Below are 21,059 nucleotides of genomic sequence, written 5' to 3' on the forward strand. Positions count from 1 at the left end.
AGGTTGAGCGTGACGATGGACGTTCCTTCTTGATTGCTGTTCCGGAAAAGGCACTGGCCGACCGGATCGTTGCTGATCGTGGTGTTGGTATCGCTAGCCAGAAAGAGCTGCACGAGTATCTGCTTTCAGTTTTACGCATTGACCCGACAAGCCTGTATGAGCTCGATCCAACCCGGATTCTGGAGATTGCGCATCACTACCGCTCACGCAGGATACGGTTGTTGTCTGATCTGGTGGCGAGGTTACATAAGGGAGTCAGATAATGCATGATGCCGTGAAGCGCATGCTTGCCAGATACGAGCCAAAAACTGCTGACGATTCAATCAGGGCGCTACGTGAGATCATACAGGAGGTGGCGCTGCTTGGTCTCTGGCGGGCCAAATTTTTTGAGCATGCCGCCTTTTACGGCGGTACTGCCCTGCGCATTTTGTACGGGCTTGATCGGTTTTCAGAAGATCTTGATTTCTCTCTGCTGAAACCGTCAGATGATTTTAATCTGGGGCGTTTCACGGCATCGCTTGAAGAGGAGCTGTTGGCGTTTGGCTTCAACGTACGGGTTGAGATGGTGGACAAGTCCGTTGAATCTGCGGTGCAGTCTGCATTTTTAAAGGCCAATACCCGTAACGAACTTTTGGTTATTGAGGCCGGGGAAGAGCTTTTAGGGCATGTTTCAGCCAGACAGGTGCTGAAGGTGAAAGTAGAGGTGGACACCGATCCACCCGCAGGATTTAGCACCTCTACCCGCTACCTGTTGCAGCCGATTCCGTTTGCTGTCAGGTGCTATGCGCTGCCGGATCTGTTTGCCGGCAAGATGCATGCGTTGTTGTTCCGCAACTGGAAAAACCGGGTAAAGGGGCGCGACTGGTATGATTTTGTCTGGTATGCTGCCAACCATCCTCGTCTGCACCTTGTCCATCTTGAGCAGCGGATGCGTCAGAGCGGCCATTGGAGCGGTGAGAAGGCGTTGTCAGTCCCAATCTTTAAGGATCTGTTGTGCGATACCATTGGGCGGCTTGATCTGAACCAGGCGCGTACTGACGTTGCCCCGTTTGTCAAGGATCAACAGCTGCTTGCACTCTGGTCACAGGATTTTTTTCACGACGTGGCAAGCCGGATTCAGTGTGATGAATAGATTGAGCGATACGCTATTCCCCTTAAGTTGTCAGTGGGGAGAAAATGTGGTGACCCATGTCCTATTCCCATCTCTTTAAAAACGCTGTTGGATCAGCCAAGGCTGTTGAAGACAGTCTTGGACTGGAACCGCCAACATCCCCCCGTCAGGTGCCGTTTACCCTGCTGTTTGTGGATGACGAGGAAGGGGTGTTGCATGCCCTGCGCCGGATCTTCATAGATGAAAATTACACCATTCTGACAGCCACCAGCGGTGACAAGGCGATCGGGATTCTGGAGGAGCGGCAGGTACACCTGCTGATCAGTGACCACCGTATGCCCGGCATGACCGGCGCTGAACTGTTAAAGACCGTGCGGGAACGCTGGCCGGAGACGATCAGAATCATGCTGACCGGCTATGCCGATGTCAATTCCATCATGGGAGCGGTCAAAGAGGGGGCGGTTTATAAGTTCATTACTAAGCCCTGGAACGACGAAGACCTGCGGCTGACCGTGTCTCTGGCATTGCAGCAGTATCTGTTAATGCATGAAAACCGCCATCTGAAGGAGCTGGCCCGCCAACAGCAGACCAAGATTAAAAACTACGCCGGGTTGTTTGAAGAGAACCGGGGCATGCTGGGGGATATCCTGGCCAGCTGTGGTCTGATTGGTCAGGAGGAACTGGCTTTAGCCCGTAAGCAACAGGAACAGGGAGAGTTTCTGGGCGACACCCTGATTCGCCTTAAACTGGTCACTGAAAGCCATCTGATTGCAGCCATGCAAAAGGAATTGGGTGTTGAATATCTGGATCTGCGTGAGTTGACCATACCGGTAAACGTAGCTCGCGCACTACCAAAAGAGCTTTGTGAACAAAGTCGTCTGATACCGATCAAGCTTGATGGCAGCCAGTTGACCATTGCCATGGCAGATCCGTCCGATATCTTGAAGTGCGATAACATTGCCATGGTGACCGGCCTGCGGGTGGTCAGTGTGCTGGCATCTTCCAGCCAGATCGGTGAACGTTTGAAACAGGCATGGGAATCTGGCGATATAGTGCTTGATGATTATAGCGAACTTGAGCCTCTGGATGAGATCGACATTGTACTGGAAGAGGAAGAAAAAGAGGCGACGATTGAGGAACTGATCGGCTCTTCCAAGGTGCCGCCGGTGATCAGGATTGTAAATGCGATCATCTCAGAGGCGATCAGGTATGGCGCCAGTGATATCCATATTGAGGCTAAAACCAAATATTCTGTCATACGTTACCGGATTGACGGCATGCTGCATGCCAAGATCAAGATTCCGCCTGACCTGCACGCGGCAGTGATATCACGCATTAAAATTCTTGCCAGAATGGATATTTCAGAACGCCGCAGGCCTCAGGATGGCCGAATTACGGTTAAGGCCGGAACCAGAATTGTGGATCTGCGGGTTTCATCGCTTCCCACCATTAACGGTGAAAAGATTGTGATGCGGATACTGGACAAAAGCTCTGCCATAAAACGGCTGGAGGAGTTGGGGGTGCTGCCGGATGATCTGAAGAAGGTCAGCATCATCAGTAAGAAGCCACAAGGGGTGATCATTGCCACCGGCCCCACCGGCAGCGGTAAGACCACCATGTTGTACTCGCTGCTGGCCGCCATGATGAACCCAAGTAAAAACTTTGAAACCATAGAAGAACCGATTGAATATTTTCTGGAAGAGGCCAATCAGGTTGCTATCCACGAAAAGATCGGTCTTTCCTTTGCCCAGGTACTGCGGGCCACCATGCGTCAGGACCCTGATGTTATTCTGGTGGGGGAGGTGCGAGACTTTGAAACCGCTGATACCGCTTTTAAAGCTGCTTTGACCGGGCATATGGTATTAACCTCGCTGCACACCAACAGCGCCATCGCCTCCATTACCCGTCTGATTGATATGGGGATTAAACCGTATATTCTGGCCTCGGCTCTTGAGGGAATCATTGCCCAGCGTCTGGTGCGGCATATTTGTGAAAACTGTCGTGAGGAGGTTATTCCAGACCCGGAGCAATCGGCATTATTGAGGATTCCTGATGGATTCTTTGGTGGCAGGGTTTGGCAGGGAGCCGGGTGTGCCCGTTGTAACAACACCGGTTATAAAGGTCGATTGGGGATTTATGAGATTTTTCTTATGACCGATGAGTACCGGCAGTTGATCGGTACCAGTTACAAGGAATCTGAAATCTTGACCATAGCCCGTGCTAATGGTATGCGCAGTCTGCTGGAGGATGGGCTCGAAAAAGTACGTCAGGGCCTGACCACCATGGAAGAAGTCTTGCGGGTGGTTGGTCCGGCAGTACGGCTTGAACGGCACTGTGACCACTGTGGCAAGATGATGGAATCCTGCCATCTGTTTTGCCCGCACTGCGGTGCATTCAGGCCGAATTGCTGCAAATCCTGCCACCAGTCACTTGAGGCTGATTGGGCGGTCTGTCCTGCCTGTGGCACAACACGTTAATATTTTGATAAGGAGTTGCAATGAATAATCAGATCTTGCTGGTTGATGATGAGGTCAATGTCCTTTCTGCTCTGACCCGTGCGCTTTTTGACGAGCCGTATCAGGTAACCTGTGCTAAAAGCGGCGAAGAAGCACTGGCGTTGATTGCAAAAACACCCTTTAAAGTCGTGATTTCTGACGAGCGGATGATCGGTATGCAGGGAAGTGAGCTTTTGGCAATTCTTAAAGAACAGTATCCCCATACATTAAGAATTCTACTGACCGGCCATGCCACCCTTGAGGCAGCCATGAAGGCGGTTAATCAGGGCGAGATCTACCGCTTCTTTACCAAGCCCTGGAACGATAACGACCTTAAGTTTGCTATACGATCAGCCCTTGAACGTTTTGATCTTGAGGCTGAAAATCGACGTTTGCTGGCAACCGTGAAAAATCAGGCCATGGAGATCAAGGTGCTTGAAAAACGGTATCCCGGCATAAGCCGGGTGGAAAAGGACCCGTTGGGTAGCTTTGTTTTGCCTGATCTGTCAGAAGCAGAGATCAAGATGATGATGGCTGAATGTGAAAAAGAGGTAGTATAGGCAGAAAACAGCTTGACCTTCAGTCCGGTTTGATTTATATAGTCAAGACTTTTCGCGGCGCAATGATTTTATCGCGTAAAGTAGCTAGTTTTGTTTCTTTGTGTGGGGCTGTAGCTCAGCTGGGAGAGCGCTTGACTGGCAGTCAAGAGGTCGACAGTTCGATCCTGTTCAGCTCCACCATAATTGTAAAAGCCGGCGATAGCCGGCTTTTGACATAGGGCTGTGGTGGCCATGGTGAAGCGGTTAACACTTACGACTGTGACTCGTACATTCGAGGGTTCGATCCCCTCTGGCCACCCCAATTAAATCAAGTGCTTACGATACTCTCGTAAGCACTTTTTCGTTTCACTGTCATCTAAAGCTACAGACACCCCCTGTTTTTTATATGCAGTCACTTGACAGTCTCCTAACCTGTAGTATTGTACTAAAGTTTAGTACTGTTTAACTGCTTGTCGGGAGCTAAGATGGCTGTACCTCAATTGTATGCTGACACACCTTCTTTACTGGAATTACGAGAGATCACGGTTCTTTTTGCTGAAGATGATGCCAGTGTCCGTACCCATATATCCAGAATGCTGTCGCCTGTCTGTGGTGAACTGTATACTGCAGAAAATGGTCGGGTTGCTCTTGAGCTATTCAGACGGAAGATGCCTGATCTGGTTTTAACGGATATTTCCATGCCCGCCATGACCGGACTGGATCTGGCGCGACAAATCAAGCATGAGCGGCCTTCAGTGCCTGTCATTATTATCTCCTCCCATGACAACCCAGAGCATCTGCTTCAAGCCATAAATCTTCAGCTTGAAGGGTATTTGACCAAGCCGTTGAATATCCAGAAACTGTTTAGTAATCTGCAGCAACAGGCACTTCTGTTGCGGGCCCGTCGCCTTGCCAATCAACAATCCCGACTGCTATCGGGTGTTAATATGGCAATTCAATATCTCTTGTCAGCAGATGCCAACCAGGATGCGGTTGATTTTGCGTTGCAGGAAATGGCCAAGGCAGCGCGGGCTGACAAAATTTTTCTCTATCGTTATCAGGAGATTTTGCGTGGAGAACGCGATCTTTTGCTGATCAGTGGTTTTGCCGGCGGCGAAATGGTTTTACGCTTTCTTGATGGTGCTGAACCGGATATACCAGAGCTTCCCTGTCTTGAACGTTGGCATAGTGTGCTTTCCCAGGGAAAATCCATCTCCGGTCCACGCTCAGCGTTTCCTGCTGAAGAACGATATATTCTTGATGCCATGCGTGTGCGATCATTGTTGTTGGCTCCTATTTTTGAAGAGGGCAGCCTGTGGGGTTTTGCTTGTCTCTGTGATATGCAACGGGAACGCCCCTGGTCTGATGCCGAGACTTCAATGGTTATGACCGCAGCACGAGGCCTGGGTAGCTTCATGGGTCGTCTCAAGCTGGAAGATGAACGTCGAGATGCCCGTAAGTCACTGGAACTGGCAAATGTGCAGTGGCGGGAAACCTTTGATACCATTCCGGACATGGTGACCGTACTGGATACCTCCCACCAAATGGTACATGTTAATAAGGCGGCCAGAGAACGGATGGATATCTGTGAATCAGGATCAGGCAGCCTCATCGGCCCCTGTTTCCAGCACCTGCACGGTGTCAGCCATCCACCCGAAGGCTGTCCCCATAGTCTGCTGCTAAAGGATCATAAACCCCACGAAGCTGAAGTCTTTATTCCAAAATTAAACTGCTATCTCCATGTTACGGTAAATCCAACCTTTGATGCTGACGGCAATCTGGTTGGTTCTGTCCATGTGGCACGTGATGTGACCAAGCGGCGCGAGATGGAAGATAAACTTCGCTACCTGAGTACCCATGATGAAATGACCAAGTTATATAACCGGGCATTTTTTGAGGCAGAGATTGAACAGCTTGAAAAAGGTCGATTAGCACCGTTATCATTTGTTATCGCTGATCTGGATGGGTTGAAAGAGGCAAATGACAGCTTTGGTCATGATGCTGGAGATGGCCTGATTCGAGCTGCGGCAGACCTCTTACGGGAGATATTCAGGGCAGGTGATGTCATTGCCAGAATTGGCGGTGATGAGTTTGCCGTGATTTTAAAAGGGGTGGGAGAAGAACTGCTTGAAACGATCATGCTACGTGCACGTCAGATTGCTGATGAAGAGCACCTGTCTGAAGATGGTTTAAAAGTCAGTTTTTCAATGGGGAGCGCTACAACAGGCTCTCCTTCACGATTACAGGATGCAATCAAGGCGGCAGACATGGCGATGTATCAGGATAAGAGAACCCGTAAATTAAAGTAAACGGGCTTTCAAACTCTGAAGTAACAACCCTAAATCAGATCTTTTTTTCTGCCTTCTGATAATTATACCGTAGACGTTCTTGACTTCACTGTCTCGCTGTACTAACGTCGGTAAAATTTATCACCGCGAGGTAGCAAAGCCATGCCGCTCGAAAACCTTCCTGAAGGATTAACCTTTGATGATGTGCTGCTTGTCCCGGCCCATTCCCTTGTTCTGCCCCGAGATGTAAACCTGTCCACACGACTTTCCCGCAACATCCCACTTAATATACCGCTGGTCAGTGCTGCCATGGATACGGTCACCGAATCCCGCGCTGCCATTGCCATGGCCCGTGAAGGCGGTATCGGTATTATCCATAAGAATTTTTCCATTGAAGCGCAAGCCCAAGAGGTTGACAAGGTCAAGAAGAGCGAATCCGGCATGATCGTTGACCCGATCACCATGCGGCCGACCCAGAAGATTCGCGAAGCACTTGAGATGATGTCAAGGTACCGTATCTCCGGTGTACCGATCACCAAGGCCAATGGTAAGTTGGTGGGTATTTTGACCAACCGTGACCTGCGTTTTGAAACCGATTACGACCTGCCTATTTCAGCTCGCATGACCAAGCGCAACCTGGTTACGGTTCCGGTGGGTACTACACTGGAGCAGGCCAAAGAGCATCTGAAACACACCAGGGTAGAAAAGCTGCTGGTGGTTGATGATGCCCGCTTTCTGAAGGGTTTGATCACCATTAAAGATATTGAAAAGGTAAAAAAGTACCCCAATTCCTGCAAAGACAGCCTGGGGCGTCTGCGGGTAGGCGCTGCGGTTGGCCCCACTGCCGAGATGGAGGCCCGCATGGAGGCCCTGATCAAGGCTGGTGTTGATGTGGTGGTTATTGATACTGCCCACGGCCATTCCCAAGGGGTTATTGATGCAGTCATTCGTGCCAAATACACCTTCCCTGGGGTCGAGATTATTGCTGGCAATATCGCCACAGCCGAAGCCGCTGCTGCCTTGATCAAGGCTGGTGCTGATGGTATCAAGGTGGGGATCGGACCAGGCTCCATTTGTACCACCCGTGTTGTAGCCGGGGTAGGGGTACCACAGATTACTGCCATTATGGAATGTGCCCGTGTTGCCCATCAGCATGGTGTACCGGTTATCGCCGATGGTGGGATCAAGTTTTCAGGCGATCTGCCCAAAGCGGTCACCGCCGGTGCTGATGTCATCATGATCGGATCACTCTTTGCTGGCACTGAAGAATCACCTGGTGATACGGTTCTGTATCAGGGGCGTACCTACAAGAGTTACCGTGGCATGGGCTCCATTGGTGCCATGAAGGAAGGCAGTAAGGATCGATACTTCCAGTCTGATGTGGGTGATGATGTTAAACTGGTGCCGGAAGGTATTGAAGGGATGGTGCCGCTACGTGGACCGCTGTCAGCCAATATCCATCAGCTGATCGGTGGTCTGCGTTCCGGTATGGGCTACACCGGCAGCGCCACCATTAAAGAACTGCAGGATAATGGCCGCTTTATCCGTATTACCGGTGCTGGCCTGAAGGAATCCCACGTACATGATGTAACCATTACCAAAGAAGCCCCTAACTACCGGGCAAGTTAAGGATAGATACTGTATGAGTTCTACTGATATTCACAGCCAGAAGATTCTGATTCTCGACTTTGGTTCCCAGGTTACCCAGCTGATTGCACGACGTATCCGTGAACAGTCGGTCTACTGCGAGATTCATCCCTATAATATGGGGCTTGAAAAGATCAAAGCCTTTGCGCCACAGGGAATTATCCTCTCCGGTGGTCCAAGTAGTGTCTATGACGCGGAAGCACCCCATTCCGATGCCGGTGTCTATGAGTTGGGTGTGCCAGTGCTTGGGATCTGCTACGGCATGCAACTGATGACCAGTCAACTGGGTGGCAAGGTAGAACGTTCTGATAAGCGTGAATTTGGCCGTGCAGCTATGAACATTGATGATACAACGGATCTCTTTTCCGGTCTGGCTGGCAAGGAAGAGGTCTGGATGTCCCATGGCGACAAGATTGAGCAGATGCCTAAGGGTTTCTGCGCCATCGCCCATACTGACAACACTCCGGCTGCAGCCATGAAGGATGAAAAACGTCGCCTGTATGCCGTGCAATTTCACCCGGAGGTTGTCCATACCCCTAAAGGTGCAGAGATTTTGGGAAACTTCGTCTTTGCCGTTTGCGGATGCCAACCGATCTGGACCATGGCCAACTTCATTGAAACCGAAATCGCTGCTGTCCGCGAGAAAGTGGGCAAAGGCAAGGTTATTTGCGCCCTGTCCGGCGGAGTGGATTCATCAGTGGTCGCGGTATTGCTGCATAAGGCGATTGGTGATCAGCTGCAGTGTATCTTTGTTAATAACGGTCTACTGCGCAAGGGTGAGGCAGAAAAGGTTGTTAACCTCTTTACCCGTCATTTTAAGATAAACCTTGATTATGTTGAAGCATCTGATCGATTCCTAGATAAACTCAAAGGGGTCACTGATCCTGAGCAGAAGCGGAAGATCATTGGTAATGAATTCATCTATCTCTTTGAAGACGAGGCCAAGAAGATCGGGACAGTGGACTGGCTGGCACAGGGGACTCTGTATCCTGATGTAATTGAATCGATCTCCATTAAAGGTCCGTCAGCAGTGATCAAAAGTCACCATAACGTAGGTGGCTTGCCAGACCGGATGAAGATGAAGCTGATTGAACCTGTACGGGAACTGTTTAAGGATGAGGTCCGTCTGCTGGGAAAAGAACTTGGCCTGCCGGATGAGGTAATCCATCGCCAGCCGTTCCCCGGACCTGGTCTGGCAATCCGCTGTATTGGAGAGATCACGGCAGATCGCCTGGAGATTCTGCGGGAATCAGATGCGATTGTACTGGATGAAATTCGTAAAGCAGGGCTCTACCGCGAGATATGGCAATCCTTTGCCGTATTACTGCCTGTTCGCTCCGTTGGTGTCATGGGGGATGCCCGTACCTATGATTACACCATTGCCCTGCGTGCCGTAAATTCACTGGACGGTATGACCGCCGACTGGGTCAAGCTGCCCTATGAGGTGATGGGCAGCATCTCATCACGGATCATCAATGAGGTTAAAGGGGTTAACCGGGTGGTCTATGACATCAGCCAGAAGCCACCGGCAACCATTGAGTGGGAATAAGGGATACTGAAAGCAGGAGGGGCCATGCGTAAATCGTTACTGACAACCTGTATTGTTATCTGCAGTGTCTTTATGATCTCTCTGGCAGCTTCTGCCAAAACTCTGGTTCTTGAGGGCAACCTTGATGGCGCAATTGCTATGCGTCAGTCTATGGAGTTTTCAGTTAATAAAGGAACAGTTTCCAGCTTTTCATTCAAGTTTGCCCTGCCAGCTACCTTTACAACCAGGACCGTCAGCCAAAGGGTTGACGGTCTTGATATTGCCTTGTCTCCTCAACCGACCAGTTCAACTGTTGAAACTGACCGTTTTGGCAATAAATTTCAGCGGGTCAGCTGGAACGACGTCAGTCAGGACATCCGTGTTAACCTGAGTTATACCGCCAATGTCCATACCCAACTGACAGATATGGCAAGCAAGACAGCATTTCCGCTGGGCAACCTTGCCTCAAAAGAGTCCCTGTATCTGCAGCACACCGATATGGTGCAAGGTGACTCTGCAATCAAATCTCTTGCCCGTCAACTGACCAGTGGTGCCCAAAATGAGTATGAGGCAGTATCGGCAATCATCAACTGGGTCACTGACAACATTGAATATACCTTTAACCCGCCTCAGTACGATGCTTCCTATACTCTTTCAACCAAAAGCGGTAACTGCCAGAACTTTGCGCACCTTTCCATTGCTCTGCTTCGCAGTTCAGGAATTCCAGCCCGAATTGTAGGGGGGATAACCCTGAAAGAGGCCTGGAAAGTACCCATTGATGCGAAGAACTCCATTGTTCAAAGTATGGGGCAGGGGGGACACGCCTGGCTGGAAGTCTATTTTCCTGACCTGGGATGGCTGCCCTATGACCCTCAACAATCACGTCAATTTACCTCATCACGTCATATCAAGCAGACCCATGGTCTGGATTCCCGTGATATTAACGATACCTGGAAGGGCGGCCCTTACCTGCCAGCCTACAATGAGCTGATTGAGGGGCGTTATACCTCTGATAATATCAAGTTAAAGATGAAACGCTACGCCAGCGCACCTCGTCCCTACATCCTGAGTAATGCGGTAACTGCTGGTGGTGCCGTTTCAGAAACGCCAGATACAGGACGTGTTATACCTCCTCCGGCTAAACACCCCCGTACAGAGTCCAAGACAGATGTGGCATCAGCCAGGCCGACACCTCCTCCACAAGGCTCCGGTGCTGGCCCTGCAGAGACCCGTTTTATCAGTGATGATGATTCATCTGATGAGGATCAACCCAAGCCGGTAAAACCGGTAAAACCAAAACAACCGACCAAGGTGGGACCAAAGACACCTAAGATTATTGTTTCCAAGCCGCCGGTTATTGTTGAGCCTGCTCACAAGAAACCACGTCCCGGTACTGTTCTGGCCTTTGGTAATATGGATTTCCCCGCACTGGTTAATCTGTATAACGTCAAGGGAGATACCGGCACCCGTGTCTTTGAGCGTGAGACATCTGAGTACGTTACCTCAAAGCATATCTTTGCCCAGGCAATACAGGTCAAGGACCGGATGAGTCTGGAAAAAATTTCCTTGGCCATGCGTAAGTTTGGCGGTGATGGTTCAGTCTATATTGATCTGGTTAAGGACAAAGGTGGTAAACCTGATATCATGCAGGGAACCCGTTCCAATCTACTGGATCTGGAAAAAATTCCAAGGAAGCCGGGCTACTATTGGGTTGATTTTTCATTTCCCCCTGATGGTAACAAGCCACAGCAGCTCGCACCAGGTAAGTACTGGATTGTCTTCCGTGCCTCAGGTGAAGCGATCATGAACTGGCTCTTCACACCGGGTAAACCTTACGGGGAAGGGGATGACACCCGCTCTACCGCCAAAGGGTTCCAGTGGGAAGATATTCTAAATTATGATTTTGTCTTTAAGGTAAACGGCAAGGCCATCTAAGATGCGGCCAACTTGGCTACTGGTAGGAGTCCTGCTGCTTGTGGCTGGTTGCTCTCAGCAAAATAGGGAGCCGACAGTTGCCAGACAAACAACGACAACTGCGGTTACACTGTTTGCTGAACTGTGTGCTGCCTGTCATGGTAGTCAGGCCAGGGGTGGAGTCGGGCCAGACCTGTCAGCATCCCGTTACAAATACGGTAAAAACAGGTCTGCAATTACAAAAAGTATACTGGATGGACGTGCCGGCGGGATGCCGGCCTTTGGCAGTCATCTGAAGCCGGAAGAAGCAGCAGTATTGGCAGAGTATCTGCTTTCGTTATAGTACCTATTTTCCAGAGGAGGCACGACTGTGGCGGGAATCAGCTTTGAAGAGGTAATGTTTACGGTCATGACGGCCACCCAGGACACTTTTAAGTGTTACATGAATATTGAGCTGTATGCTGGCCATGTGGATCGCAAGGTGGCACCGGTTGATTCTGATATTACCGGTATTATTGGTGTTGCCGGTGATCGTGTTGGCTATATTATTGTGGCTGCAGACCGGGCAACCGCACAATTGGTGGCCCGTGAGATGCTGATGGATGATGAACCTGATGAGGATTCAATCCGGGATGCCATAGGTGAACTGATTAATAACATCGCTGGTGCTTTTAAGACCAAGTATCATGATCAGTACGGTAACGTGGCCATGGGGCTTCCGCTGGTGGTGTCAGGGCAATTACGTACCGTAACTGAGCCTGCAGAAGAAGGGGCCAGTATGAATGTTCAGTGCAAAGGGGTTACCATTCCCTTTACCAACAAGGACGGCAGCGCCAATCTGAAAGTCATGATCTACATGTAATGATTGATTTTATTTCTGTTTTAGCCCGCTACCAGGCATTGTTATCAGAAGTAGATGCCTGGTTCACGCACTGCAGCCTCGCGGCAGGTGATCAGATTGCCTGTCAGCGGGGCTGTTCTGCATGCTGTCGCGGCCTGTTTGATATCACCCTGTTGGATGCCCGACTGTTACGGGAAGGGTTTGAGCAGCTTTCACAAGATATACAACAGACGGTAACAGCTGCTGCGAAGCAAAACATTGCTGGTATCAGAAACAGCTGGCCTGATTTTGATCAGCCGTATCTGTTCAATAGCTACCCGGAAGAAGAATGGGATCTGGTTATGCCGGAAGAGGATGAAACCCCCTGTCCTCTGTTGGGACAGGATGGGCTTTGCCTGGTGTATCAGTATCGTCCCATGACGTGCCGGTTGAACGGCATTCCGATGGTGGATACGTCTGGCGAGATTCTGTTTGATGAATGGTGCAGTCTTAACTTTAGTGATGTAGATCCACTCAAGATGCAGGAGCTACGCTTTCATTTTAATGATATTTTTACCCAGGAACAGCTCTTGTTCAGAGAGTTTACCCAGCGCTTGTTTGGTAAGCCGTTTAATGAGCTGGATACCGTCATTCCAGCAGCTGTACTAATTGATTTCAAAAACTTAAGTATACCGGAGCAGGTGTGGAAACAAAGAACTACCTGACACCCACAGAAACCATCAATGCCATTGTACAGAGTGGTAAGCGGGTTACGACCCAGTGTCGGCGTCGTACATTTCTGCTGTCACTACTGGCTGGATTTTATATCGCCTTTGGAGCGCAACTCTCCACGGTAGTACTCCACGATGCCGCCGGTTTCGTTGGTATGGGTATAGCCAGACTTTTAGCAGGAATGGTTTTCTCTTTTGGCCTGATGCTGGTGGTAGTTTGCGGTGCAGAGCTCTTTACCGGTAATAGCCTGCTGGTTTCTTCGGCTCTGGATGGTGAAATTTCCTGGCTAAAATTGATCGAAAACTGGTCTATTGTCCTGCTTGGCAATCTGCTGGGTGCGCTTTTTATGGCCTGGCTTTTGTACGAATCCCAACTCTGGCAAGGTGGTACCATTGCAAAACAGGTGCTTGCTACGGCTACTGCCAAAAGTCAACTCTCCTTCTGGGTCGCGTTTGTGCGGGGAATCCTTTGCAACTGGCTGGTCTGCCTGGCTGTTTTTATGGCTGTGGCTGCGCGGGATGTAAGTGGTAAGCTACTTTCCTGTCTGGTGCCGATCACTGCATTTGTGGCCAGTGGTTTTGAGCACTCCATTGCCAATATGTATTTTATTCCTGCAGGGTTACTGCTTAAGTCCGGTTTGGGTCTCACAGAGTCCTCATTAACTTGGAGTGCCTTCCTGTTTGGTAATATCCTTCCGGTAACCATGGGTAACATTGTAGGTGGAGTTTTGTTTGTGGCCTGCGCCTATTCGTATGTGCATTTACCTCGAAACCGGCGCTAGGCTCTCCTTGCAATTCCTTGGTTGTTCCGCTACTATTTCTCGGCTATGAAATCACTTACCAGACAACTGCATATAGGCCCGGTGGCTGTTGGTGGAGGCGCTCCCTGCGCTGTCCAGTCCATGTGTTCCACCGATACTCGTGATGTTAAAGCAACCCTTACCCAGATCCAAGCACTGACAGAAGTAGGCTGCGAGATTGTTCGTTGCGCAGTACCTGACGCCGATGCAGCGGATGCCTTGGCCACCATTAAGGCCCAGAGCCCGATTCCGGTTGTTGCTGACATTCACTTTGATTACAAACTAGCCCTAAAGGTGCTTGAGGGGGGCATTGATGGTCTGCGCCTTAATCCCGGCAACATTGGTGAGCACTGGAAAGTTGCAGAGGTAGTAAAATCTGCTGCTGAGCGCAAAGTACCGATCCGTATCGGGGTTAATGCCGGTTCTCTTGAAAAACATCTGCTTGAAAAATATGGACATCCCACCGCTGAGGCAATGGTTGAATCTGCACTGGGGCATATCCGTATCCTTGAGCAGTTGAACTATCAGGAGATCAAGGTATCACTCAAGGCATCTGATGTACCCAAGACCGTCGAGGCTTATCGTCTGCTGTCCAAACAGGTTAATTACCCCCTGCATATCGGTATAACTGAGGCAGGTACCATCTTTTCCGGCACGATCAAGTCTTCAGTAGGGCTTGGTATCCTACTCTATGACAGGATTGGCGATACCCTGCGGGTTTCCTTAACCGGTGATCCGGTGGATGAGGTGCGGGTAGGGTATGAAATCCTTAAATCGCTGGGGCTGCGGCAACGGGGTGTTAATTTTGTTTCCTGTCCCACCTGTGGCCGTTGCCAGATTAACCTGATTAAGGTTGCTGAAGAGGTCGAGAAACGCCTGCAGTCTGTTGATAAAAGGATTACCGTGGCGGTAATGGGCTGTGCGGTGAATGGCCCGGGTGAAGCACGTGAAGCGGATGTCGGTGTGGCTGGAGGCAAAGGAGAAGGACTGATTTTCCGTAAAGGAGAGGTTGTCCGAAAGGTGGCTGAAGCTGAACTGGCAGATGCTCTACTGGAAGAGATCAATAACCTGTAACAACGTATCGGGGCGATTATGCGAAGTTTAATTGTTGATGATGACGATATGGGGCGTCTGATGCTGGCCAGTTTTCTGGAAGAGTTTGGCCTCTGCGATCAGGCTGAAAACGGACAGCAGGCCCTTGAACTGATTGATGCTGCGTCAGTAACAGCATCTCCCTACAACCTGATCTGTCTGGATATTGTCATGCCGGTCATGGATGGTACTGCGACCCTGCGCGGTATTCGGGAACGGGATCAACAACAAGACAGACGTACCAAGGTGTTTATGATCTCTGCCTGCAGTTCCCCTCAGGATATTGAAGATGCCTTTTTTGAAGGTGATTGTGATGACTACGTGGTAAAACCGTTCCAGCGGGAAGCCGTAAGCCAAATGTTGCAGCGTCATAAATTAATATAAGGTGGTTTAATTATAATGCGTTATACACAATTCTTTATTCCAACACTTAAAGAAACTCCATCCGATGCCGAGGTGGTCTCACACCAGCTAATGATGCGTTCCGGCATGATTCGTAAGATTGCTGCAGGCATCTACACCTACATGCCTCTGGGGTTGCGATCAATCCGTAAGTTTGAGCAGATTGTACGGGAAGAGATGAACAGGGCAGGTGCTATTGAGTTGCTTATGCCGGGAGTTCAGCCGGCTGAACTCTGGATAGAGTCCAAGCGTTGGGCTCAGTATGGTAAGGAACTGCTGCGCTTCAAGGATCGCAAGGACAACGAATTCTGCATGGGACCAACCCATGAAGAAATAATCACCGACATTGCCCGACGCGAAGTTAAAAGCTACCGTCAAATGCCGATCAATTTCTACCAGATTCAGACCAAATTTCGTGATGAAATTCGCCCCCGCTTTGGCCTGATGCGCGGCCGCGAGTTCATCATGAAGGATGCCTATTCCTTTGATGTTGATTCCTCTGCAGCAGATCTTTCCTATGACAAGATGTATCAGGCCTACAACCGTATCTTTGAACGTTGTGGTCTTAACTTTAGAGCGGTAGAGGCTGATACCGGTTCCATTGGTGGTTCAGCATCCCATGAGTTTATGGTACTGGCTTCTTCCGGCGAAGACGCGATTGTCTCCTGTAATGCCTGCCGTTATGCTGCTAACGTTGAAAAGGCTGAAGGAATCAAGCAACAGCAGGGTGGGGCAGGGCAGCAGGCCTTAACCAAGACCCATACCCCGGACAAGAAGACCATTGCAGAGGTTGCGGAATTTCTGGATATTCCTCAATCAGGAACGGTCAAGGCCCTGGTGCTATCCAACGGTGAAGGACAGTTTGTGATGGCTCTGGTGCGGGGTGACCATGAACTGAATGAGCTTAAGCTAAAAAACCGTCTGGGCTGGGATGAAATTCAGATGGCCACTGATGATGAAATCCTGCGCTTTACCGGCTCACTTCCCGGCTTTCTTGGACCTCTGGGACTAAAAGAAGAGCTACTGGTGGTGGCTGATTGTGCTGTTGAAGTCATGTCCGATTTTGTCATTGGTGCTAACGAGACAGATCAACATTATACTGGTGCCAATGCAGGCCGGGATTTCCCAATCAGCCAAATTGCCGATATCCGTCTGATCGGTGCCGGTGATCCTTGTCCTCGCTGTTCAGGTGGTATTCTGGAGGTCTGGCGCGGGATTGAGGTAGGGCACGTATTCAAGCTGGGCACCAAATACTCAAGCAGCATGAATGCCACCTATCTTGACAAAGATGGCAAGGAACAGATTATCTTTATGGGCTGCTACGGCATTGGTATTGGTCGTACAGTGGCTGCGTCTATTGAACAGAACCATGATGACAATGGTGTAATCTGGCCCTTGCCTTTGGCCCCGTTCCATTGTTCGGTTGTGGCGATCAATGCCCAGAAGGATGAGGCAGTTATGGCTGCAGCCCAGGATATCCATGACCGTCTTGAGGCCGCCGGTGTTGAGGTGCTGCTGGATGATCGTGACGAACGTCCTGGTGTTAAATTCAAGGACCACGATCTGATCGGCATTCCATTGCGGATCGTTGTAGGTGGCAAAAACCTGGCAGAAGGCAAGGTTGAATTCAAGCAACGAGCAGGCGGTGAAATGCAGCTGCTGGTGCCGGAGCAGGCAATTGAAACAGTTATTGCACAGGTTAAGGCGGCCTGCGGAGGTAACCGATGAGCAGCGCTGCTATTTGGGATACCCAGCATGAGTGCATGCCCCGTGAGGAACTGGAACAACTTCAGCTTGAACGGTTACAGGCCACGCTCAACCGCGTTTATAAAAACGTTAGTTGTTATCAAAACAAGTTTAACGAGCTGGGGATTGTACCGGAAGATATCACCTCACTGTCTGACCTTTCCCGCCTGCCGTTTACCACTAAGGAAGATCTGCGTCTGAACTATCCCTACGGTATGTTTGCAGTGCCTTTGCGTGAAGTGGTTCGGATTCATTCGTCATCAGGCACTACCGGTAAGCCGACGGTGGTTGGCTATACCAAGCATGATCTCAAGACCTGGTCAAACTTGGTGGCCCGTTTTATGACAGCTGCCGGGGTAACCCCGGACGATGTCGTCCAGATTGCTTTTGGCTATGGCCTGTTTACCGGTGCTTTTGGTTTGCATTACGGCTCCGAAGCCATTGGTGCTGCGGTCATTCCCATGGGCGGTGGCAATACTGAAAAACAGATCATGATCATGCAGGACTACCGGACCAGCGTCCTGGTAGGTACCCCCAGCTATGCCTTGACCCTGGCTGATCGGCTGGAAAAGATGGGAATTGACCCCAAATCACTTTCTTTGAAGGTTGGGCTGTTTGGTGGTGAACCCTGGTCAGAAGCGATGCGGATTGAGATTGAGCAACGGCTACAGATCAGTGCCACTGACAACTATGGGCTGTCCGAGGTGATTGGTCCTGGAGTGGCTGGCGAATGTCAGAATAAATGTGGTATGCATATCGCCGAAGATGCGTTTATTGCAGAAATAATTGATCCTGAAACTGGTGCCGTGCTGCCGCCTGGAAGTGTGGGAGAGTTGGTGCTAACCAGCCTGACTAAAGAAGCCTTCCCAATGATTCGCTATCGTACCCGTGACATCACGAGCTTGATCTATGAACCCTGCGCCTGCGGCAGGACCCTGGCACGGATGAAAAAAACCATGGGTCGCAGTGATGATATGTTGATCATCAAGGGAGTTAACGTATTCCCATCCCAGATTGAAGAAATACTATTTGCTATTGAAGGGTGTGAGCCGCACTATCAGTTGATTGTTCAGCGCATAGGCACCAGTGATGTTCTTGAAATTAATATTGAAGTTACTGAACATATATTCTTTGATGAGATGAAAAAACAGCGCGCTTTTTTAGAGTCTGTTGAACGTAAAATTCATTCAGCCCTGGGTGTTGGTGCTACGGTTAAGTTGGTAGAACCCAATAGTATTCCTCGTCATGAAGGCAAGGCCCAACGTGTGATCGATAAACGAAGCCTGTAACTCTTCTTGTATTGCCTTTTTTTAACATTTCATGCTATTCAATAACAATCTCAGGTCAGCCGCAACGCTTCCGGTGCTGCGGCTTTTCTGTGTAAATTCATTGTGTTGGAGTTGCCTGCGGTGTTGTGTACTAAACTTATGTTGTCCCCGAAGCTGAAGTTCTCGTTTTTTGTCCTGTCCTTATTGATTCCGGTTACACTCACAGCCTGTCAGGATCATACCAAATCTGCTGAAGCACCTGTCCAGAAGGTTGTACAGTCTGCAACATCAAGTAGTGCTGCTGTTAAACCGCTTCAGCCTAAAGGATTTGATCAGCGTAGCAGCTGTATCGGTTCTGAACTGCCAACGCAATCTCAGATAAGTTCTGCCAGGGCTGCCAAGATCAAATTTAACGCCGGTGAAGACCCTGAATTTGCTCGTCGTAAAGGCTGGCCTAAAAAATATCCAACCCCTCTGGCAGGCTCTATTTTGCCACAAAAACGGATAGTGGCGTATTACGGCAATCCACTTTCTAAACGTATGGGGGCCTTGGGCGAATTTCCCAAAGACGAGATGCTAAAACGCCTCAAGGCAGAGGTTGTTAAATGGGAAAAGGCTGATCCAGGTATGCCTGTCCAGCCGGCGTTACACCTGATTGCTGTGGTTGCTCAGGGGGCTCCTGGCAAGGCAGGTAAATACCGTCTGTTTATGACCAATGAGCTGATTAATCAGGTCTATGGTTGGGCTAAAGAGGCAGGTGCTGTACTGTTTATTGATATCCAGACCGGTCATGATGATATTCGCACTGTTTTGCCACAATTTGAGTGGATACTTAAAAACCCTGATGTTCATCTAGGTATTGATCCAGAGTTCAATCTAATTTCCAGTAAAGTAAAACCTGGCAAAAAAATCGGCACCTATGACGCTGCAGATATCAACTTTGCCAGCAACTATCTCAAAGATCTTGTTCAAAAATATAAACTACCGCCCAAGGTGTTTACGGTGCATCGATTTACCCGCAACGGTGTCACTAATGCAGACAAAATAGTGCTGCGTCGGGAAGTGCAGATTGTTATGCATATGGATGGCTGGGGAGCCCCATGGTTAAAACGTGATTCGTACAAAGATTATATTGTTGCTGAACCGGTCCAGTTTACCGGATTCAAATTGTTTTATCACAACGATACAAAGAAGGGCGATCCACTCATGCTTCCCCAGGATCTGCTAAAACTGAATCCTAAGCCGATTTACATTCAGTACCAGTAATTGCAGTAGCTTAACTGTAAAAAATACAAGCTTATCATACTTTACATAATATAGCTTATGGGCGATTGCGATGAGGCCCAGCATAGGCCTATTTGATATAAGACTTGCAAATCACACGGAATACCGGTAGTGTAACGCCGCACTTCAGATAGAGCAAACAAAGGAGCAACCAGCTGCATGAGCAAAGAAGAAGCAATTGAAGTTGAAGGTACGGTTATTGAACCATTACCGAATGCGATGTTTCGGGTCAAGCTGGAAAACGACCATGTTGTACTGGCTCATATTTCTGGTAAAATGCGCAAGTATTTCATCAAAATCTTGCCTGGCGACAAGGTGACGGTTGAGCTTTCTCCTTATGACCTGTCCCGTGGCCGAATCACCTACCGAGCCAAATAACAACCTTTCAAACACACAACAACACTGAACTCATGCTTGCTGCCATACGCAGTGCATGGGTTTTATGTTGTTATATCTATCTGATATTTAAAGGAGATTATAATTATGTTGTCTGTAGCTGATTTAAAAAAAGGCACCAAGCTCATTCTTGACGGTGATCCCTATATTGTGACCTCCTTTGATTTCGTTAAGCCTGGCAAGGGCCAAGCCCTTTATAAGTGCAAAATGAAAAATATGATTAGTGGCTCCAGTCTTGATCGCACCTATCGTTCTGGTGAAAACTTTGAACCTGCGGGTATGGATGAGCGTGATATGGAGTATCTGTACAAAGAGGGCACCCACTATACCTTCATGGATCAACAGAGTTATGAGCAAGTTGTGATGGAAGAAGATGCTGTTGGTGATGCCAAAAACTTTCTGCTTGAAAACACCAAGGTTTCTGTACTTTTGTTCGGTGAGAAACCAATCGGCGTAACCTTACCTAACTTCATTAACCTTCGTGTTACCCAAACTGATCCCTGGTTAAAAGGTGATACGTCCGGTAGTGACTCAAAACCTGCCACCGTTGAAACCGGCTATGTACTGCGTGTACCACCATTTATTGAAGAGAATGAACTGATTGTGATTGACACCCGTACCGGTGAATACTCAACTCGCGTTAAGGGATAATCGCTTGTCGCAATGTGGCGCTCTTCATAGCCGGGCGCAGGTAATGCAGGCCATACGACAGTTTTTTTCAGAACAGGGGTTTCTCGAAGTGGAGACCCCTGTTCGTATTCCTGCCAATGCACCGGAAGAATATATCGACCCTATCCCTACCCTTGCCTGGCAACTTCAGACATCGCCTGAAATTTGCATGAAGCGTCTCTTATGTCGCGGGTATGATAAAATATTTCAAATTAGCCGCTGCTGGCGATCAGATGAGCGAGGTTCCCGACACTTGTCTGAATTTACCATGCTTGAATGGTACCGCAGCAATGCTGATTACCATGATCTGATGCAAGACTGTGTCGGAC

19 protein-coding genes, 2 tRNA genes and 1 pseudogene are annotated in these 21,059 nt (G+C 49.3%); all 22 read left to right on the forward strand.

The genetic code is table 11. From position 1 onward, the window contains the following. A pseudogene (locus OEL57_RS05255) lies at positions 1–263 on the forward strand (hypothetical protein); the annotation flags it as partial. Then, positions 263–1,132 carry a nucleotidyl transferase AbiEii/AbiGii toxin family protein gene (locus OEL57_RS05260; protein WP_300738090.1) on the forward strand — a complete coding sequence of 290 codons (870 nt, stop codon included), beginning with the start codon at positions 263–265 and terminating at the stop codon, positions 1,130–1,132. The pseudogene OEL57_RS05255 and the gene OEL57_RS05260, both read left to right, overlap by 1 nt. A 56-nt stretch (positions 1,133–1,188) precedes the next feature. Continuing rightward, positions 1,189–3,588 (forward strand): ATPase, T2SS/T4P/T4SS family, encoded by a 2,400-nt coding sequence (locus OEL57_RS05265; protein WP_300738092.1) that lies wholly within the window; start codon positions 1,189–1,191, stop codon positions 3,586–3,588. 20 nt (positions 3,589–3,608) lie between these two features. After that, the gene (locus tag OEL57_RS05270; protein WP_300738094.1) at positions 3,609–4,166 is read left to right on the forward strand and encodes a response regulator; all 558 of its coding nucleotides are present in this window, start codon (positions 3,609–3,611) and stop codon (positions 4,164–4,166) included. A 104-nt stretch (positions 4,167–4,270) separates the two neighbouring features. Then, positions 4,271–4,346: transfer RNA gene (locus OEL57_RS05275), tRNA-Ala, on the forward strand. 45 nt (positions 4,347–4,391) lie between these two features. Further along, positions 4,392–4,467 (forward strand) — tRNA-His (locus OEL57_RS05280). Positions 4,468–4,630: 163 nt separating this feature from the next. Beyond that, on the forward strand, positions 4,631–6,454 hold the full coding sequence (locus OEL57_RS05285) for a diguanylate cyclase domain-containing protein (protein WP_300738096.1): 1,824 nt from the start codon (positions 4,631–4,633) through the stop codon (positions 6,452–6,454). Positions 6,455–6,595: 141 nt separating this feature from the next. Beyond that, positions 6,596–8,062, forward strand: coding sequence for an IMP dehydrogenase (gene guaB / locus OEL57_RS05290; RefSeq protein ID WP_300738098.1), 1,467 nt, complete (start codon positions 6,596–6,598; stop codon positions 8,060–8,062). Positions 8,063–8,075: 13 nt separating this feature from the next. Beyond that, positions 8,076–9,629 (forward strand): glutamine-hydrolyzing GMP synthase, encoded by a 1,554-nt coding sequence (guaA, locus tag OEL57_RS05295; RefSeq protein WP_300738102.1) that lies wholly within the window; start codon positions 8,076–8,078, stop codon positions 9,627–9,629. A gap of 24 nt (positions 9,630–9,653) precedes the next feature. Continuing rightward, entirely contained in the window at positions 9,654–11,543 is a 1,890-nt protein-coding gene (locus OEL57_RS05300) for a transglutaminase-like domain-containing protein (RefSeq protein WP_300738104.1), read from the forward strand. 40 nt (positions 11,544–11,583) lie between these two features. Further along, positions 11,584–11,865 (forward strand): c-type cytochrome, encoded by a 282-nt coding sequence (locus tag OEL57_RS05305; RefSeq protein ID WP_300738106.1) that lies wholly within the window; start codon positions 11,584–11,586, stop codon positions 11,863–11,865. A gap of 27 nt (positions 11,866–11,892) precedes the next feature. Then, entirely contained in the window at positions 11,893–12,384 is a 492-nt protein-coding gene (locus OEL57_RS05310; RefSeq protein WP_300738108.1) for a chemotaxis protein CheX, read from the forward strand. Beyond that, entirely contained in the window at positions 12,384–13,067 is a 684-nt protein-coding gene (locus OEL57_RS05315) for a YkgJ family cysteine cluster protein (RefSeq protein WP_300738110.1), read from the forward strand. Before OEL57_RS05310 ends, OEL57_RS05315 begins: the two co-directional genes overlap by 1 nt. Beyond that, positions 13,046–13,855, forward strand: a complete 810-nt coding sequence (locus tag OEL57_RS05320; RefSeq protein ID WP_300738112.1) for a formate/nitrite transporter family protein — start codon at positions 13,046–13,048, stop codon at positions 13,853–13,855. Before OEL57_RS05315 ends, OEL57_RS05320 begins: the two co-directional genes overlap by 22 nt. 45 nt (positions 13,856–13,900) lie before the next feature. Continuing rightward, positions 13,901–14,947 carry a flavodoxin-dependent (E)-4-hydroxy-3-methylbut-2-enyl-diphosphate synthase gene (gene ispG / locus OEL57_RS05325; RefSeq protein ID WP_300738115.1) on the forward strand — a complete coding sequence of 349 codons (1,047 nt, stop codon included), beginning with the start codon at positions 13,901–13,903 and terminating at the stop codon, positions 14,945–14,947. Positions 14,948–14,965: 18 nt separating this feature from the next. After that, the gene (locus OEL57_RS05330) at positions 14,966–15,349 is read left to right on the forward strand and encodes a response regulator (RefSeq protein ID WP_300738117.1); all 384 of its coding nucleotides are present in this window, start codon (positions 14,966–14,968) and stop codon (positions 15,347–15,349) included. Positions 15,350–15,364: 15 nt separating this feature from the next. Further along, a complete protein-coding gene (locus OEL57_RS05335) occupies positions 15,365–17,095 on the forward strand; it encodes a proline--tRNA ligase (RefSeq protein WP_300738119.1) in 1,731 nt (576 codons plus the stop codon). After that, entirely contained in the window at positions 17,092–18,402 is a 1,311-nt protein-coding gene (locus tag OEL57_RS05340; RefSeq protein WP_300738122.1) for a phenylacetate--CoA ligase family protein, read from the forward strand. The genes OEL57_RS05335 and OEL57_RS05340 overlap by 4 nt, the downstream gene beginning before the upstream one ends. 138 nt (positions 18,403–18,540) lie before the next feature. After that, on the forward strand, positions 18,541–19,647 hold the full coding sequence (locus OEL57_RS05345) for a hypothetical protein (RefSeq protein ID WP_300738124.1): 1,107 nt from the start codon (positions 18,541–18,543) through the stop codon (positions 19,645–19,647). A gap of 177 nt (positions 19,648–19,824) precedes the next feature. Then, positions 19,825–20,043, forward strand: coding sequence for a translation initiation factor IF-1 (infA, locus tag OEL57_RS05350; RefSeq protein WP_149210216.1), 219 nt, complete (start codon positions 19,825–19,827; stop codon positions 20,041–20,043). Between the two features lie 105 nt (positions 20,044–20,148). Beyond that, positions 20,149–20,712, forward strand: a complete 564-nt coding sequence (gene efp / locus OEL57_RS05355) for an elongation factor P (protein WP_300738147.1) — start codon at positions 20,149–20,151, stop codon at positions 20,710–20,712. A 43-nt stretch (positions 20,713–20,755) separates the two neighbouring features. Beyond that, the coding region (locus OEL57_RS05360; RefSeq protein WP_300738150.1) for an amino acid--tRNA ligase-related protein at positions 20,756–21,059 on the forward strand (304 nt) is incomplete at its 3' end.

The organism is Trichlorobacter sp., from assembly GCF_030247655.1.
In the GTDB taxonomy this organism is placed as follows: domain Bacteria; phylum Desulfobacterota; class Desulfuromonadia; order Geobacterales; family Pseudopelobacteraceae; genus Trichlorobacter.

Excerpts from the sequence above, each read along its gene's own strand:
- OEL57_RS05260 (WP_300738090.1), top strand. The coding sequence starts at position 263 with ATGCATGATGCCGTGAAGCGCATGCTTGCCAGATACGAGCCAAAAACT.
- OEL57_RS05265 (WP_300738092.1), top strand. The coding sequence starts at position 1,189 with ATGTCCTATTCCCATCTCTTTAAAAACGCTGTTGGATCAGCCAAGGCT.
- OEL57_RS05270 (WP_300738094.1), top strand. The coding sequence starts at position 3,609 with ATGAATAATCAGATCTTGCTGGTTGATGATGAGGTCAATGTCCTTTCT.
- OEL57_RS05285 (WP_300738096.1), top strand. The coding sequence starts at position 4,631 with ATGGCTGTACCTCAATTGTATGCTGACACACCTTCTTTACTGGAATTA.
- guaB (WP_300738098.1), top strand. The coding sequence starts at position 6,596 with ATGCCGCTCGAAAACCTTCCTGAAGGATTAACCTTTGATGATGTGCTG.
- guaA (WP_300738102.1), top strand. The coding sequence starts at position 8,076 with ATGAGTTCTACTGATATTCACAGCCAGAAGATTCTGATTCTCGACTTT.
- OEL57_RS05300 (WP_300738104.1), top strand. The coding sequence starts at position 9,654 with ATGCGTAAATCGTTACTGACAACCTGTATTGTTATCTGCAGTGTCTTT.
- OEL57_RS05315 (WP_300738110.1), top strand. The coding sequence starts at position 12,384 with ATGATTGATTTTATTTCTGTTTTAGCCCGCTACCAGGCATTGTTATCA.
- ispG (WP_300738115.1), top strand. The coding sequence starts at position 13,901 with ATGAAATCACTTACCAGACAACTGCATATAGGCCCGGTGGCTGTTGGT.
- OEL57_RS05330 (WP_300738117.1), top strand. The coding sequence starts at position 14,966 with ATGCGAAGTTTAATTGTTGATGATGACGATATGGGGCGTCTGATGCTG.
- OEL57_RS05335 (WP_300738119.1), top strand. The coding sequence starts at position 15,365 with ATGCGTTATACACAATTCTTTATTCCAACACTTAAAGAAACTCCATCC.
- OEL57_RS05340 (WP_300738122.1), top strand. The coding sequence starts at position 17,092 with ATGAGCAGCGCTGCTATTTGGGATACCCAGCATGAGTGCATGCCCCGT.
- OEL57_RS05345 (WP_300738124.1), top strand. The coding sequence starts at position 18,541 with ATGTTGTCCCCGAAGCTGAAGTTCTCGTTTTTTGTCCTGTCCTTATTG.
- infA (WP_149210216.1), top strand. The coding sequence starts at position 19,825 with ATGAGCAAAGAAGAAGCAATTGAAGTTGAAGGTACGGTTATTGAACCA.
- efp (WP_300738147.1), top strand. The coding sequence starts at position 20,149 with ATGTTGTCTGTAGCTGATTTAAAAAAAGGCACCAAGCTCATTCTTGAC.